Origin of the sequence: Limimaricola hongkongensis DSM 17492, from assembly GCF_000600975.2 — a bacterium.
Lineage (GTDB): Bacteria > Pseudomonadota > Alphaproteobacteria > Rhodobacterales > Rhodobacteraceae > Limimaricola > Limimaricola hongkongensis.
In genome coordinates, this window is the sequence record NZ_KK088650.1 from 465,751 (window position 1) to 481,404 (window position 15,654).

16 protein-coding genes are annotated in these 15,654 nt (G+C 68.7%); 10 read left to right on the forward strand and 6 right to left on the reverse strand.

The genetic code is table 11. The features are described 5' to 3' along the window. Positions 1-17: 17 nt before the first annotated feature. From LOKHON_RS06890 to LOKHON_RS06900, 3 genes are read left to right on the forward strand one after another with little or no spacing between them, the layout of a single operon-like run. On the forward strand, positions 18-1,091 hold the full coding sequence (locus tag LOKHON_RS06890) for a microcin C ABC transporter permease YejB (RefSeq protein WP_017928881.1): 1,074 nt from the start codon (positions 18-20) through the stop codon (positions 1,089-1,091). Next, positions 1,092-2,219 (forward strand): ABC transporter permease, encoded by a 1,128-nt coding sequence (locus LOKHON_RS06895; protein WP_017928882.1) that lies wholly within the window; start codon positions 1,092-1,094, stop codon positions 2,217-2,219. Then, positions 2,216-3,799 carry an ABC transporter ATP-binding protein gene (locus tag LOKHON_RS06900; RefSeq protein ID WP_017928883.1) on the forward strand — a complete coding sequence of 528 codons (1,584 nt, stop codon included), beginning with the start codon at positions 2,216-2,218 and terminating at the stop codon, positions 3,797-3,799. The genes LOKHON_RS06895 and LOKHON_RS06900 overlap by 4 nt, the downstream gene beginning before the upstream one ends. Before the next feature lie 149 nt (positions 3,800-3,948). On the opposite strand, the gene LOKHON_RS06905 is transcribed toward LOKHON_RS06900, so the two are convergent. The 3 genes from LOKHON_RS06905 to LOKHON_RS06915 all read right to left on the reverse strand — a co-directional run bounded on the left by LOKHON_RS06905 (position 3,949) and on the right by LOKHON_RS06915 (position 7,269). Continuing rightward, positions 3,949-4,638, reverse strand: a complete 690-nt coding sequence (locus LOKHON_RS06905) for a fumarylacetoacetate hydrolase family protein (protein WP_017928884.1) — start codon at positions 4,636-4,638, stop codon at positions 3,949-3,951. A gap of 121 nt (positions 4,639-4,759) precedes the next feature. Beyond that, on the reverse strand, positions 4,760-6,238 hold the full coding sequence (locus LOKHON_RS06910) for a D-alanyl-D-alanine carboxypeptidase family protein (RefSeq protein WP_017928885.1): 1,479 nt from the start codon (positions 6,236-6,238) through the stop codon (positions 4,760-4,762). 329 nt (positions 6,239-6,567) lie between these two features. Beyond that, positions 6,568-7,269: an HAD family hydrolase gene (locus LOKHON_RS06915; protein WP_017928886.1), complete on the reverse strand. Its 702-nt coding sequence runs from the start codon at positions 7,267-7,269 to the stop codon at positions 6,568-6,570. Between the two features lie 146 nt (positions 7,270-7,415). Between LOKHON_RS06915 and clpS the strand changes: the two genes are divergently transcribed. The 3 genes from clpS to LOKHON_RS06930 are packed head-to-tail and all read left to right on the forward strand — an operon-like array spanning position 7,416 to position 9,622. Beyond that, a complete protein-coding gene (gene clpS, locus LOKHON_RS06920; RefSeq protein WP_110549253.1) occupies positions 7,416-7,754 on the forward strand; it encodes an ATP-dependent Clp protease adapter ClpS in 339 nt (112 codons plus the stop codon). 43 nt (positions 7,755-7,797) lie between these two features. Then, on the forward strand, positions 7,798-8,793 hold the full coding sequence (locus LOKHON_RS06925) for a class I SAM-dependent methyltransferase (RefSeq protein WP_017928888.1): 996 nt from the start codon (positions 7,798-7,800) through the stop codon (positions 8,791-8,793). 25 nt (positions 8,794-8,818) lie between these two features. Continuing rightward, positions 8,819-9,622, forward strand: coding sequence for an SDR family NAD(P)-dependent oxidoreductase (locus LOKHON_RS06930; RefSeq protein ID WP_017928889.1), 804 nt, complete (start codon positions 8,819-8,821; stop codon positions 9,620-9,622). A gap of 18 nt (positions 9,623-9,640) precedes the next feature. Here LOKHON_RS06930 and LOKHON_RS06935 read toward each other — a convergent pair whose 3' ends face one another. Further along, complete coding sequence (locus LOKHON_RS06935) at positions 9,641-10,012, reverse strand: hypothetical protein (RefSeq protein ID WP_162561766.1); 372 nt, start codon at positions 10,010-10,012, stop codon at positions 9,641-9,643. A gap of 129 nt (positions 10,013-10,141) precedes the next feature. Between LOKHON_RS06935 and hemF the strand changes: the two genes are divergently transcribed. Then, complete coding sequence (hemF, locus tag LOKHON_RS06940; protein WP_245631438.1) at positions 10,142-11,020, forward strand: oxygen-dependent coproporphyrinogen oxidase; 879 nt, start codon at positions 10,142-10,144, stop codon at positions 11,018-11,020. 80 nt (positions 11,021-11,100) lie between these two features. Next, the gene (locus LOKHON_RS06945) at positions 11,101-11,799 is read left to right on the forward strand and encodes a DUF2270 domain-containing protein (protein ID WP_017928892.1); all 699 of its coding nucleotides are present in this window, start codon (positions 11,101-11,103) and stop codon (positions 11,797-11,799) included. 4 nt (positions 11,800-11,803) lie between these two features. On the opposite strand, the gene hemE is transcribed toward LOKHON_RS06945, so the two are convergent. Continuing rightward, positions 11,804-12,856: a uroporphyrinogen decarboxylase gene (gene hemE / locus LOKHON_RS06950; protein WP_017928893.1), complete on the reverse strand. Its 1,053-nt coding sequence runs from the start codon at positions 12,854-12,856 to the stop codon at positions 11,804-11,806. A 109-nt stretch (positions 12,857-12,965) separates the two neighbouring features. On the opposite strand from hemE, the gene hemC reads away from it, so the two are divergent. Further along, complete coding sequence (hemC, locus tag LOKHON_RS06955; protein ID WP_017928894.1) at positions 12,966-13,910, forward strand: hydroxymethylbilane synthase; 945 nt, start codon at positions 12,966-12,968, stop codon at positions 13,908-13,910. A gap of 36 nt (positions 13,911-13,946) precedes the next feature. On the opposite strand, the gene LOKHON_RS06960 is transcribed toward hemC, so the two are convergent. Continuing rightward, positions 13,947-14,507, reverse strand: a complete 561-nt coding sequence (locus LOKHON_RS06960; RefSeq protein WP_051059658.1) for a hypothetical protein — start codon at positions 14,505-14,507, stop codon at positions 13,947-13,949. Between the two features lie 221 nt (positions 14,508-14,728). On the opposite strand from LOKHON_RS06960, the gene LOKHON_RS06965 reads away from it, so the two are divergent. Continuing rightward, positions 14,729-15,634, forward strand: coding sequence for a DUF2189 domain-containing protein (locus LOKHON_RS06965; RefSeq protein WP_017928896.1), 906 nt, complete (start codon positions 14,729-14,731; stop codon positions 15,632-15,634). The last annotated feature ends 20 nt before the right edge of the window (positions 15,635-15,654 follow it).

Sequence of the window (15,654 nt, forward strand, 5' to 3'; positions counted from 1 at the left end):
GGAGAGCCTTCGACCGCATGGGCGCTTACATTCTCAGACGATTGCTGCTCGTGATCCCGACGCTGCTCGGGATCATGATCATCAACTTCACGCTGGTGCAGTTCGTGCCCGGCGGCCCGATCGAGCAGATCATCGCCCAGATGGAGGGCGGTGGCGACGTGTTCGAGGGCATCGCCGGCGGCGGCAGCGAGATCAGCCAAGGCGGCGAGAGCGACTATATCGGCGCGCGCGGCCTGCCGCCCGAATTCATCGCCGAGCTGGAGCGCGAGTTCGGCTTCGACAGGCCCCCGCTCGAGCGCTTCCTCACCATGATGTGGAACTACATGCGCTTCGATTTCGGGGAGAGCTATTTCCGCTCGATCTCGGTGGTCGATCTGGTGCTCGAAAAGATGCCGGTCTCGATCACGCTGGGGCTGTGGTCGACGCTGCTGGCCTATCTGATCTCGATTCCGCTGGGCATCCGCAAGGCGGTGCGCGACGGGTCGTCCTTCGACACGTGGACCTCGGGCGCGATCATCGTCGGCTATGCGATCCCCGGATTCCTTTTCGCGATCCTCTTGATCGTGCTCTTCGCGGGCGGCTCCTACTGGCGGATCTTCCCGCTCCGGGGCCTGACATCGGACAACTGGGAAAGCCTGAGCCTGATCGGCAAGGTGCTCGATTACTTCTGGCACATCGCGCTGCCGGTCCTGGCCTCGACCATCTCGGCCTTTGCCACGCTGACGCTTCTGACCAAGAATTCGTTCCTCGACGAGATCAAGAAGCAATACGTGATGACCGCGCGGGCCAAGGGCCTGTCGGAGCGCAAGGTTCTCTACGGCCACGTGTTCCGCAACGCGATGCTGATCGTGGTCTCGGGGTTTCCGGCGCTGTTCATCGGCGTGTTCTTCGGCGGCAGCCTGATCATCGAGACGCTGTTCTCGCTCGACGGTCTGGGGCGGCTTGGCTTCGAGGCGGCGGTGGCGCGCGATTACCCGGTGGTGTTCGGCACGCTGTTCGCGTTTTCGCTGATGGGGCTCGTGGTGGGCATCGTCACCGACCTGACCTATGTGCTGATCGATCCGCGCATCGACTTCGAACGGAGAGGCTGAATGGCGCTGTCGCCGCTCAACGCGCGCCGCTGGCGCAATTTCAAGCGCAACCGCCGGGCGCTATGGTCGCTCGTGATCTTTTCGGTGCTGTTCGGGCTGAGCCTGTTCGCCGAGCTTCTGGCCAATGACAGGCCGCTCCTCGTGAGCTATCGCGGCGAGTGGCGCAGCCCGATCGTCAGTTTCTATTCGGAGCAGGATTTCGGCGGCGATTTCCCGACCGAGGCCGCCTATTCCGACCCGGAGGTCGAATGCCTGATCGTCACCGGCGGTCTGACCGATTGCTTCGTGCAGCCCGACGCGCTGATCGCGGCGGTCGAGGCGGGCGGGGATCTGCCGCCGCTCGAAGAAAGCGACAGGGCTGATTTCGCGCCGGGCTGGGTGCTCTGGCCGCCGATCCCCTATGCCTATGACACCATCGTCGACGTGCCCGGCGTCGCGCCCGCGCCGCCCTCCGAGACCAACTGGCTCGGCACCGACGACACCAAGCGCGACGTGGTGGCGCGCGTCATCTACGGCTTCCGTCTCTCGGTGGTCTTCGCGATCGTCGTCACGCTGGCCTCGTCGCTGATCGGCATCGTGGCAGGGGCGGTGCAGGGCTATTTCGGCGGCTGGACCGATCTGATCTTCCAGCGGATCATCGAGATCTGGACCGGCACGCCGTCGCTTTACGTGATCATCATCGTCTTCGCGATACTGGGGCGAAGTTTCTGGTTGCTTGTATTCCTCACCGTGCTGTTCGGCTGGCCGGCGCTGGTGGGCGTGGTCCGGGCCGAATTCCTGCGCGCGCGCAACTTCGAATACATTCGCGCCGCCCGCGCGCTCGGCGTCTCCGACACGACCATCATGTTTCGCCACATGCTGCCCAACGCCATGGTGGCGACCGTCACCATGCTGCCGTTCCTCGTCACCGGGGCGATCGGCACGCTCGCCTCGCTCGATTTCTTGGGCTTCGGCCTGCCGTCCTCGGCGCCGTCGCTGGGCGAGCTGACGCTGCAGGCCAAGCAGAACCTGCAGGCGCCGTGGCTCGGCTTCACCGCCTTCTTCACCTTCGCGATCATGCTGTCGCTTCTGGTGTTCATCTTCGAGGGCGTGCGCGATGCCTTCGACCCGAGGAAGACCTTTTCATGACCGACACGATCCTCGAGGTGCGCGACCTGCGCGTGAACTTCCGGCAGGACGGCGCGCTGATCCCGGCGGTGCGCGGCGTGTCGTTTCACGTCGGCCGCGGCGAAACTGTGGCGCTGGTGGGCGAAAGCGGTTCCGGCAAATCCGTCACCGCGCTGTCGACCGTGCAGCTTCTGGGAGAGACGGCGCAGCTCGAAGGCTCGGTGACTTACGAGGGCCGCGAAATGGTCGGCGCGCCCGAGGCCGACCTGCGGCGGGTGCGCGGCAACGACATCTCCTTCATCTTTCAGGAGCCGATGACCTCGCTCAACCCGCTGCACACGCTGGAGCGGCAGCTGCGCGAATCGATCGAGCTGCATCAGGGCCTGCGCGGCGCGGCGGTGCGGACCCGCATCGTCGACCTGCTCACGCGGGTCGGCATCCGCGATCCCGAAAGCCGTCTCGACGCCTATCCGCACCAGCTTTCGGGCGGGCAGCGGCAGCGGGTGATGATCGCGATGGCGCTGTCGAACAACCCCGACATGCTGATCGCGGACGAGCCGACCACCGCGCTCGACGTGACGATCCAGGCGCAGATCCTCGAGCTTCTGGCCGAGCTCAAGCGCGACACCGACATGTCGATGCTGTTCATCACCCACGACCTCGGCATCGTGCGGCGCATCGCCGACCGGGTCTGCGTGATGAAGGATGGCGAGATCGTCGAGCAGGGGCCGACGGCGGAGATATTCGCCGCCCCGAAGCACCCCTATACGCGGATGCTGCTCGAAGCCGAATCGACCGGCCTGCCCGAGCCGGTGCCAGCCGGCGCCCCCGTGGTGGCCGGGACCGAGAACCTGAAGATCTGGTTCCCGATCCAGCGCGGGCTTCTGAAGCGCACGGTGGGCCACGTGAAGGCGGTGAACGACGCCACGCTGTCGGTGCGCGCGGGCGAGACGGTGGGCATCGTCGGCGAAAGCGGCTCGGGCAAGACGACGCTGGCGCTGGCCATGGTGCGGCTGATCGGATCGGAGGGCCGCATCCTGTTCGACGGGCAGGAGATCCAGTCGCTCAACGAACGCCGGATGCGGCCGCTGCGATCCGAGATCCAGATCGTGTTCCAGGACCCGTTCGGCTCGCTGAGCCCGCGCATGACAGTGTCGCAGATCATCGCCGAGGGCCTGGGCGTGCACGGCGTCGAGAAGGGCCGCGACAAGCGCGGGATGGTGGCCGAGATCATGCGCGAGGTCGGGCTCGACCCCGCGGCGATGGACCGCTACCCGCACGAGTTTTCCGGCGGGCAGCGCCAGCGCATCGCCATCGCCCGCGCGCTGATCCTGCGGCCCCGGCTCATCGTGCTCGACGAGCCGACCAGCGCGCTCGACATGACGGTGCAGGTGCAGATCGTGGATCTGCTGCGCGCGCTGCAGCGCAAATACGGTCTCGCCTACGTGTTCATCAGCCACGATCTCAAGGTCGTGCGCGCGCTGAGCCACAAGGTGATGGTGATGAAGAACGGCGACGTGGTCGAGGCGGGCCCGGCCGAGGACATCTTCGGCGCGCCGAATACCGGTTATACGCGCGAATTGATGGCGGCGGCGTTCTGAACCTGCGCCGCCCCGCTTGGGGCGGCGGGGTGCCATGCGTATTTAGGGAATGGTGAATGACAGGCGCGGCGCCTGGATGGGACGCGCGGCGCTTGGGGGTTCACCATTCTTCAAATACGCAAAATCCAGCCTTTTCCGCCGCCCCGCCGTCAGGGCTGGTAGCGAAACCGCGCCTCGCCCAGGCCCTCGATCGCGACGACGCAGTCCTGTCCCGGCGCGACCGGGCCGACGCCTTCGGGCGTGCCGGTCATGATCAGGTCGCCCGGATGCAGCGTCACAAGGCGCGACAGATGCGCCACGATTTCCGCCACGCTCCAGATCATGTCGGACAGATCGCCCGCCTGCGCCTCGGTTCCGTCGACATGGCAGGTGATGCGGCCCCGCGCCGGGTGGCCTATCTCGCGGGCGGGGTGGATCGGGCCGAGCACGGCGGAGGCGTCGAACCCCTTGGCCATGTCCCACGGGCGGCGCATCTCCTTGGCCTCGGCCTGCAGGTCGCGGCGGGTCAGGTCGTTGCCCGCGCCGTAGCCCCAGACATGGTCGAGCGCATCCGCCACCGCGATATCCGCGCCGCCCGTGCCGATCAGCACCACCAGCTCGGCCTCGTGGTGCAGGTTCGATGTGGCGCGCGGATAGGGCAGGGTGACGCCGCTCGCGACGGCGGCGCAGGCGGGCTTGGTGAAGAAGAAGGGCGGCTCGCGGTCGTCGGCGCCCATCTCGCGGGCATGGGCGGCATAGTTGCGCCCGACGCAGAAGATCCGGTGCAGCCCGACCTCGATGGCCGGATCGCTGGTGGCAAGGCGCGGCGCGGCGGGCGGTGTGACGGCGAGACGGGTCATGCGAACTCCTCGGCTATGCGGCGTCATCTGACGCAGGGACGGCGCCGAAGACAAGACGGCGCCGCGCTTCGGGAGGGAAAGCGCGGCGCCGAAAGGGTCGTGACGAGCGGGGAGGAGGCGCTCAGGACGGCCCGATCATGAAACACATCGCGCCGCGCGCCTGCAGGCGGCGGCAGGCGAGATCGGCGGCCTCGTTGGTCAGGCCCATGAAGTTGGCGTCGAAGCCGCCCGCGCGCTGGGTCACCCGGCGCAGCGCGCCGTCGAGCGCACCCGGCTCGTTGAGCGCGGTCTGGATCAGCACCCGCTCGGCGCTGCCACGGCTGTTGTAGCGGCCGACATTGATGCCCCAGAGCCGCCCGCCGGAGGTCGAGACGCGGGTCACGACCTCGGGCACCGCCTGCATCCGCGAGGCATCGACTGGCGCGATGGCGGCGGCGGTCATGATGATCTCGGTCGGGCGCGGCTCGGGCGTGGTTTCGGGCATCATCGCGGGCGCCACGCCGGCCTCGGCGAAAAGCTGCGCGGTTTCGGGCGCCATTTGGCTCAGATCTGTGGTCGGGGCGGCGGGGGCCGCAGCGGGCGCCTCGGCGATCTCGACCGGGGCTTGGGCAGGAGCAGGGGCGGCGGCGGCGGGCGCGGCGGAGACGAGCAGCGCGGCGGCCAGCGCGTCCTCGATGCCCGAGGTGGAGGCGACCTGCACCGCCGCGCTCGTGCCGGGGCGCTGCTGCGGGCGCAGGCTGTGCCGGACCACGCCGCTCACCCGGATGGTGTGGGCGCCGCTGGTCGGGCCGAGCGCCGGGGCCGCGGCGACCAGCGCGGGGGCCCGCGTCGCGCCGGGCGCGGTGGGCGAGGAGGCAAAGCCCTGGTCGAGCAGCTTCATCACCCGCGCGTTGCGGTTGGCGGTGGAGGTGCCGCCGAAGACGGTGGCGATGATCCGGCGGTCGCCGCGCCGGGCCGAGGCCACGAGGTTGTAGCCGGCGGCGTTGGTGAAGCCGGTCTTGATGCCGTCGGCACCGTCATAGGCGTCCAGGAAGCGGCGGTTGGTGTTGTTCACCTGCTTCATGCCCGCATCGGCGGAGCGGCGCGAAAACAGGTTATAATACTGCGGGAAGTCATAGATCATGTGCCGGCCCAGCACGGTCATGTCGCGCGCCGTCGACATGTGGCCATTGGTCGTCAGCCCGTGCTGGTTGACGAAGGTGGTGTTGCGCATGCCCATCGCCTGCGCGGTGGCGTTCATGCGCTTGGCGAAGTTCTCTTCGCTGCCCGAGATGGCAAAGCCGATCGCGGTGGCGGCGTCATTGGCGGATTTGACGGCGGCGGCGCGCAGCAGGTAGCGGAACTTGATCTTCTGACCGGTGCGCAGCCCGAGCTTGGAAGGCGGCTGGGCGGCGGCGCGGGACGGGATGGTCACCACCGAATCGAGCCCGATCTCGCCGCGCTGGATCGCCTGAAAGGCGATATACAGCGTCATCATCTTGGTGAGAGAGGCAGGGTGCAGCCGCGTGTCGGCGTTTTCCTCGTGGATGACGGCGCCGGTCTTGGCGTCGACGACCATCGCCGCATAGGGTGCGGCAAGCGCGCCGGTGGCCACGGCCATGCCCGTCATGAGTGTGGTAACGAGAAACAGCCCGATCCGGGCCGTCCGAAACAGACGACTGCTCACGTGGATTGCCCTTTTACTTGCCTCGCGGGTGCCGGTTTTTTTGGAGTGGGCACCTCAATCATTGTCTCAAAAAATAACACAAACGTTGCGTCACGAAAATAGGCTTATTTCCAATTGGTTTGCTTGAGAACTTCAGGCAACGCCCTAGGACGGGCCCGACTCGCCCTATGCGGAAGAGGTGCTTTCGCAACAGGCGTATAGCGGGCGCGATGAGCGAGGTGGGCGTGGCGCAAAAGCCGCAGGCAAGAGCCGCCCGGACCCGGTCAGGCCCGCAGGCGCGCAACCTCCGCGGGCAGTGCCGCGAGGCTGTCGATCTGCCGGAACCGCGGATGCCCGAGCGGCGGCGCGGCGTGTTCGAGCTCCCAGGTGGCCTCGAAGGGGACGTGGATGCCCCAGCCGCCCGCCTCGATCACCGGGATCACGTCGGATTTGAGCGAATTGCCCACCATCACCGCGCGGGCGGGCGCCACCGCGTGGCGCGCGAAGATCGCGGCATAGACCGGGGCGGTCTTGTCGGAGACGATCTCCACCGCGTCGAAGGCGTCGCCGAGGCCCGATTGCGCCAGCTTGCGCTCCTGGTCGAGCAGGTCGCCCTTGGTGACCAGCATCAGCCGCGCGGCGCCCGACAGCGCCTCCACCGCCTCGCGCACGCCGGGCAGAAGCTCGATCGGATGGGCCAGCATGTCGCGCCCCATCGCCATGATCTCGCTGATCGCGGTGGCGGGCACGCGGGCATCGCTCACCTCGATCGCGGTCTCGATCATCGACAGCACGAATCCCTTCACCCCGAAGCCGTAGCGCCCGAGATTGCGCCGCTCGGCCGCCAGGAGCCGTTCGCGCAGGTGATCCTCGCCCGCGTGATCGCGCAGCAGCTCGACGAATCGCGACTGGGTCGACCGGAAGAACCGCTCGTTGTGCCACAGCGTGTCGTCCGCATCGAAGGCGATGGTCCAGCGATCGGGCATCCGCGGCACTCCTGGGGCGATGGCCGGGCTTTTCACCACGGCCGGGGCGCTTATATAACGGAGCGCGAGCGAGAATGGCAACGAGACGCGGAGCCCAAGCCGAGATGGCCGGAGAGCGGATGACGATGCAAGGCACGATGACGCGCATGGCGCAAACGCGGATGGCGGGCCCGAATGACGGCGAGGGCGACGATCTCACCGGCGTCAAGACCGAGACGCGCCCCAAGACCAAGCGCCCGCCGCTCTACAAGGTGCTGATCCTCAACGACGACTACACGCCGATGGAGTTCGTCGTGCATGTGCTGGAGCGGTTCTTCGGGCTGAGCCACGCGCAGGCCTTCGAGATCATGCTGACCGTGCACAAGAAGGGGCTCGCGGTGGTCGGCGTGTTCTCCTACGAGATCGCCGAGACCAAGGTGGCGCAGGTGATGGATTTCGCCCAGCGCCACCAGCACCCGTTGCAATGCACGATGGAAAGGGAATAGGGGCCCCGGTGCCCCAATTTTCCCCCCTGCCTTCGGAGTGCCCATGGCCGATGCCCGCCTGACCACCGCGATCGAGAGCGGCGCTTTTTCCCTTCCCGACGGCGCCGTCGCCGTGCTGCGCCCCGCCGCCGGCACCGACCTGTCGGCGCTGCCGCGCGAGCGCAGCGTGATCCTGCACGGGTTCCGCCCCGATATCGACTGGTGGGAGGCGCAGGGCTGGCGCGTGGCCGAAGCGACCGACACCGCCGAGATGGCGGTGGTCTGCGTGCCGCGCTCCAAGCGGCTGGCGCGCGCGCTGGTGGCGCGGGCGGCGCGGATCGCCCCGGTGGTGGTGGTCGACGGCCAGAAGACCGACGGCGTCGACAGCCTGTGGCGCGAGATGCGCGCCCGCATCGGCGACCTGCCTTGCGTGACCCGCGCGCATGGGCGGCTGTTCTGGTTCGCATCCGCCGATGTCGAGCTGTCGGATTGGGACGCGCCGGAGCCCGCGCCGGTCGATGGCGGTTTCGTCACGCAATGGGGCGCCTTTTCCGCCGATGGCCCCGATCGCGGCTCGCAGCTTCTGGCGCGCGCGCTGCCGAAGAAGCTGCCGGCGCGGATGGCCGATCTCGGGGCGGGCTGGGGCTATCTCGCGCGTGCCGCGCTCGAACGCGACGGTGTGACATCCATCGACCTGGTCGAGGCCGAGAAGCTGGCGCTCGACTGCGCGCGGGCCAATGTCACCGATCCGCGCGCGGGCTTCCACTGGGCCGACGCGACGCGTTTCAAACCCGATCATCTCTATGACGGCATCGTGTCGAACCCGCCCTTCCACACCGGGCGGGCCGCCGATCCGGGGCTGGGCCGGGCCTTCATCACCGCCGCTGCGCGGATGCTCGCCCCCTCGGGGCAGCTGTGGATGGTCGCCAACCGGCATCTGCCCTATGAAGCCGCCCTGCGCGACAGCTTCCGCACCGTCGAGGAGATCGGCGGCGACAACGCGTTCAAGCTGTTCCACGCGATCCGGCCGCTGAAGCCGACCGACAAGAAACCCCGCTGATACCGTCCTTCCACCGGAGACCGTCATGAGCTTTTCCATCGCCGGCAAGACCGCGATCGTGACCGGGGCCGCGCATGGCGTCGGGCTCGCCATCGCCCGCGCCATGGTCGAGGCCGGGGCCAACGTGGTCTTCGTCGACCGCGACGAGGCCGCGCTCGAACGCGAGACATCGGTGCTGCGCGAGGCCGACGGGCCGGTGCGGCATTTCGCGGGTGACCTGCGCGAGCGGCTGACCATCACCAACCTTCTGTCCTTCACGGTCGACGCCTTCGACCGGATCGACATCATCGTCAACGCGGCGCGGCAGGTGCGGGTCACCGACCCGTTCGACGCCGAGGATGATTCGGTCGAGCGGCTCTTGGACCAGAACCTGATGTCGGCGCTCCGGCTGAGCCAGGCGGCGGCCAAGCGGATGATCAAGCAGGCCGATCCCGACAGCGACGCGCCATTGGGATCGATCATCAATCTCAGCTCGATCGCGGCGCGGCTGACCCACCCGCAGCTTCTGGCCTATTCGGTGAGCTGCGCCGCGCTCGACCAGATGACCCGGTCGATGGCGGTGGCGCTGGCCTCCAAGCGGATCCGGGTCAACGCCGTGGCCTTCGGTTCGGTGATGAGCGCCTCGCTCAAGCATTCGCTTTCGGATGACGACGAGGTCCGCGAGGCGATCTTGCAATGCACGCCGCTGGGCCGCATCGCCAGCGCCAGCGAGGTGTCGGACGCGGTGCAGTACCTCGCCTCCGACGCCTCGGCCTTCGTCACCGGGCAGGTCATCACCGTCGATGGCGGGCGCAGCCTGATCGATCCGAGCCACGTCCCCGCCCACTGAGGCGATCCGCGCCGCCGGTCAGGACGGGTGGCGCGCCACGCATTGCGCCCGCGCCGCGGCCTCGGCCCCGGCCATGCGCTCGCGCCGCGCCAGAAGCTGGTCGAGCTTGACCTTCTCCGCCTCGATGTCGAGCGTGACCGGCACCCGGATGTCCTCGGCCACGGTGCGGTCGCAAAACCGCCGGACGATGTCGCCGTCATCGGTGCGGTAGCGGCAGAGCTGGCGCCGCGTGCGCAGCTCCTCGCGCTCCTCGATGCCATAGCCGCGGGCGATGTTGCCGCGGGTCTGCGCGATCAACGCGTCGACGACGCGGCCCTGGCGGCTGACATCGGACAGGCAGGCCTCGCGCGGGGTGGCGCAGGCGGCCAGGGCGAGAGGCAGAACAAGCAACAGGGCGGGGCGCATCGTGGATCTCCGGGTCGATTCGGTCGGGCCAGCTGGTCGCATGGCGGGCCGTTGGAGGGGATGCTAGACGGGGCCGATATTCAATAGCAGGGGGTGCGCATGACCTCGACCATCATGACAAACGAGAAAGCCGAGGCGGCGGCGTGGTTTCGCAGCCTGCGCGACGAGATCGTCGCCGCTTTCGAGGCGCTCGAGGACAGCCAGTCCGAGGGGCCGCTGTCGGAGCGCGCGCCGGGCCGCTTCGAGGTGACCCCGACCTCGCGCAGCGGCGATGATGGCGAGGATGCGGGCGGCGGGCTGATGAGCGTGATGCGCGGCGGCCGGGTGTTCGAGAAGGTCGGCGTCAACGTCTCGACCGTGCATGGCCGGCTGGGGCAGGCGGCGCAGGCCTCCATGGCGGCGCGCGGCGTGCCGGGCATCGAGGAGGATGCGCGGTTCTGGGCCTCGGGCATCAGCCTCGTGGCGCATATGCAGAACCCGCACGTGCCGGCGGTGCACATGAACACGCGCATGTTCTGGACGCCGAAAGCGTGGTGGTTCGGCGGCGGCGCCGATCTCAACCCCTGCATCGAATACGCCGAGGACACCGCGCATTTCCACGACACGCTGAAGCGCCATCTCGATCCGCACGGGGCGGATCTCTACCCGGCGCTCAAATCCTGGGCCGACGAGTATTTCTACATCCCGCACCGCAAGCGCGCGCGCGGCGTCGGCGGCGTCTTCATGGATGACCGCTGCACCGATGACTGGCGCGCGGATTTCGCGCTGACGCAGGATATGGGGCGCGGTTTCCTGCCCGCATTCCTGCCGCTGGCCGACCGGCGGCGCGGCATGGCCTGGGACGAGGCCGACAAGGAGACGCAGCTTCTGCATCGCGGGCTCTATGCCGAGTACAACCTCGTCTATGACCGTGGCACCAAGTTCGGGCTGGCCACCGGCCACGATCCCGACGCGGTGCTGATGAGCCTGCCGCCGCTTGCGAAATGGGCCTGAACTTTCGGCTGATCTTCCAAGGGCTTTGACCGCCGCGCCGTCCCGGTGTCTTATGATCGGGCAGGCAGCGGGAGATGCGGATGAGTTCGGTCGACAGGCCCGTGGAGGATCAGGGCGCCCCGATCCGGCAGGAGTTGAGCTCGGCCGAGATGGGGGCGCTGGCGCATCTGTGGCGCGGCGAGGTCTACCGCTCGACCATCTGGCGCACCCGGCTCGACACCACCACCAACTGGGCGGTGGTGACGCTGGGCATCGCGCTCTCCATCGCCTTCGCCTCGCGCGAGGCGTCGCCGCTGCCGCTGGTGCTGGTCGGCATCCTGATCCTGTTCTTTTTGATGCTGGAGGCGCGGCGCTATCGTTATTTCAACGTCTGGCGCGCCCGCTGCCGCTGGCTGGAGACGCATTTCTACGCGCCGATGCTGCAGGACGGGAACCTGCGGCTGGGCGAGGGCTGGCAGAAGGAGCTGGCCGAGGATTACTGGGTGCCGCGCTACCACGTGTCGTTCCGGGTCTCGGTCGGGCGGCGGATCCGGCGCAACTACCTGTGGATCCTGCTGATCCAGACGGCGGCCTATATCGGCAAGCTGATCGTGCATCCCAACCCGGTGGCGAATGTCGAGATGTTCGTCGACCGCGCCGCGATCGGCCCGGTGCCGGGGCTGGTGGTGCTGGCAATGGGGGCCTTCTACGTCATCGTGTGGAGCGGCTGGGCGATGCAGAGCTGGCACCATGACCGGCGGCGCTGGGGCTCGACCCAGCGCCCGACCGGCATGGGATAGGCGTTCAGCGGGTTTCGCGCAGCGTCTCGATCATCAGGGCGACGTTGTCGGGGTCGGCATCGGGCGTGATGCCGTGGCCGAGGTTGAAGACATGCGGCCCCTTCGACAGCGCGTCGCGGATGCGCCGCGTCTCGTCGATCAGATCCTGCCCGCCGGTCACCATGTGACGGCTGGCGAGGTTGCCCTGCACGCAGGCGATCGGCTGGACGTGTTCGGCGGCCCATTCGGGGCTCACCGCGTCGTCGATGGCGATGCAGTCGGCGCCGATGGCGCGCGCGGCATCGGTGAAGCGCGTGCCTGCGCCGCGCGGAAAGGCGATCACCGGAAGGCCCGGATGGCGCGCCTTGAGCGCGGCGGTGATCCGCGCCATCGGCGCGATCGAATAGCGGTCGAGATCGTCGCCCGAAAGCGATCCGGCCCAGCTGTCGAACAGCTTGACCACCTCGGCCCCCGCCGCGACCTGCGCGGAGAGATACTCGATCGTGGCCTCGGTGATCCGGTCGATCAGCGCCTCGAACTCGGGACGGTTCTCGTCTTTCAGCGCATGGGCCGGGCCCTGATCCGGCGTGCCGCGCCCGGCGATCATGTAGGTGGCCACGGTCCATGGCGCCCCGGCAAAGCCGATCAACGTCGTCTCGGAGGGCAGTTCGCGCGAAAGGATCTTCACCGTCTCGTAGACCGGGGCGAGGTGGTCGTGGATCGCGTCGGCGGGTTTCAGGGCGGCGACGCCGCCCTTTTCCGCGATCGGCGACAGGCGCGGGCCCTCGCCGGTGACGAACCACAGGTCGAGCCCGAGCGCCTGCGGCACCAGCAGGATGTCGGCGAACAGGATCGACGCGTCGAAGCCATAGCGGCGGATCGGCTGCAGCGTCACCTCGGCGGCAAGGTCGGGGGTGTAGCACAGCGACAGGAAATCGCCCGCCTTGGCGCGGGTGGCACGGTATTCGGGCAAATAGCGTCCGGCCTGCCGCATCATCCAGATCGGCGGCACGGGCAGGGTCTCGCCCGCGAGGGCGCGCAGCAACAGCTTCGACGGGGGGGTGGGGGCAATGCTCATGCATCCTCGTCCCGCCGCCGCGCCGCAAAGTCAAGCCGGGCGGGGCGCGGCCCGCGGTCGCGGTTGCCCGAGCTTGCCCAAGACGGACCCCGCGCGTAGAGACGGGGCCATGACCCGCGACCTCCCCACCCCCGCCCAACCGCTTCGCATCGGCACCCGCGGCTCGCCGCTGGCGCTGGCGCAGGCCAACGAGACGCGCGCGCTGCTGGCGCGGGCCTGGGACCTGCCCTTCGAGGCCTTCGAGGTGGTGATCATCCGCACCACCGGCGACAAGGTGATCGACCGCCCCCTGAGCCAGATCGGCGGCAAGGGGCTGTTCACCAAGGAGATCGAGGACGCGCTGCTCGATGGCGGCATCGACATCGCGGTGCATTCGATGAAGGACATGCCGGTGGCGCAGCCCGAGGGGCTGGTGCTCGACGGCTATCTCGAACGCGAAGACCCGCGCGACGCCTTTGTCAGCCTGCAGCACGGCGCGATCCCCGACCTGCCCGCGGGCACCACCGTCGGCACGTCGAGCCTGCGCCGCCGCGCGCAGATCCTCGCCCGGCGGCCCGATCTCGAGGTGGTGGAGTTCCGCGGCAACGTGCAGACCCGGCTCAAGAAGCTTGAGGACCGGGTGGCCGAGGCGACCTTTCTCGCCATGGCGGGGCTCAACCGGCTTGGCATGATCGGCGAGGTGCCGGCCACCGCCATCGGCGAGGACGAGATGCTGCCCGCGATCGCGCAGGGCGCCATCGGCATCGAGCGGCGCGGCGCGGATGCCCGCGTGGCGGCGCTCCTGGAGCCGATCCACCACGAGGCGACGGCGCAGCGGCTGGCCTGCGAGCGCGCCTTTCTCGCCGCACTCGACGGGTCGTGCCAGACGCCGATCGCGGGGCTGGCGGAGCTGTCGGGGGGGCGGCTGCGCTTTCGCGGCGAGATCCTGCGCCCCGACGGCTCGGAGGTGCTGGCCGAGGCGGGCGACTGCGCCATCGCCGATGGCGCGGATCTGGGCCGCGAGCTGGGCGCTGCGCTGCGCCGCATCGCGGGCCCCGGCTTCTTCACGCTCTGAGAGGGGCCGCGCGCGCAGCACGCGCGCGGCGCCGGTTCATTCCATCATCATCATGCCCATGTCGGCATCGGTGGTGAACAGGTAGTTGTCGCCCGCGTTCTGGTGGCAGGCGATGCAGCCCGCATCGGCGTTCTTGCCGACCAGGCCGGCCAGCGCCACGCCATTCGGGTTCTGGTCGAGCGAGCCGTCGGGCAGGTACTTGGCGTAGAACCAGTTGCCGGTCTCGTCGTCATAGCCCGCCTCGCGCATGAACATCACCGTCACCGCGCCCAGATGTTCGCCGGGGCTGCCCAGCACCTGGTCGACCGTGACGCCCTCGGGGCCGTAGTTGCGCTTGACCACCAGCGCGCCTTCGTGGCCGTCGATCGTGGCGCTGGAGTAGAAGGTTTCCAGCATCATCCCGTGCGGGTCGGTGCCCGGATAGGGGAATGACATGATCGCGCCGTCACCGGCGAGATTCTGGTCGACCATCGCCTGCCAGACCTGCTCTGCATAGGCCTGGTCCTCCTCGCCGCCGAACATCGGCGCGTCCTGCGCGATCGCCATCCCGGCCAGCCCCAGCGCCGCCGCCATCGTTATTCCAAACTTCATCGCCATCGTTACCTCCCTGATTGTCACGTGCGGTCAGCCTACGCGCGCGGGCCGGTGACGCGGAATAACGTCGGCTCACGACTGCGCGACAGGATGAAACCTTTGGACACGTCGCGGTGAAAGCCATCGCCGCGAAACCGTGTTAGCATCGGCCCATCCGGATGACCCCGCCGCGGCGCATCCGGTCCGGGCGGGGCCGTCCCTTGGCGATCAGGGAGGACGGCATCATGGCCAAGACCGACGGCCACATCGACAAGACCATCGGCAACCCGCTCAGCTGGGCGGCGCATGTGATCGATGCGGGCTCGCATCACCTGGGCGAGGGCGCCCGCGAAACCATGGGGCGCGACACCGCGCCGATCGTGCTGCGCAAGATCGGTACCCAAGATCTGCGTGCCGCGCTGCGCGCGGGCTACGAGGATTTCAAGGCGTTCCGATCGGACGTGATCTTTTTGTGCGTGGTCTATCCGCTGGCGGGGCTGGTGCTGATCCGCTTTGCCATGAACGAAACCCTGCTGCCGCTTCTGGTGCCGCTGCTCACCGGCTTTGCGCTTCTGGGCCCGGTCGCGGCGGTCGGACTCTACGAGATGAGCCGCCGGCGCGAGGCGGGCGGGCATCCCAGCTGGGCCGCGGCCTTCAAGGTGGCCGAGGCGCCATCGGCCATCGCGATCCTGACGCTGGGGCTGTTGTTCCTCGCGATCTTCGTGGTGTGGATGCTGGCGGCATGGATCATCTACGCGGTGACGCTCGGCCCCGAGCCGCCGGTGTCGGCGGCCGCCTTCATCAGCGACACGCTGACCACCACGCCGGGCTGGGCGATGATCGTGGTCGGCACGGGCGTGGGCTTCGTGCTGGCGGCCTCGGTGCTGGTGATCGGGCTGATCTCGTTTCCGCTGCTGCTCGACCGGCATGTCGGCGTGCGCCGCGCGGTGCGGGCCTCGGCCCGGCTGGCGCGCGAGAACCCGCGCACCGTGGCGATCTGGGGCGCGGTGGTCGCTCTGGGGCTGGGGCTTGGCATGGCGACGCTGCTGATCGGGCTGATCTTCGCGCTGCCGATCCTCGGCCATGCGACATGGCATCTCTATCGCCGCGCGGTGGAGCCGGCCAAGCCGCAGGACACTCCGCAGGCGTGACGAACGGCGCGGGCGGAGAC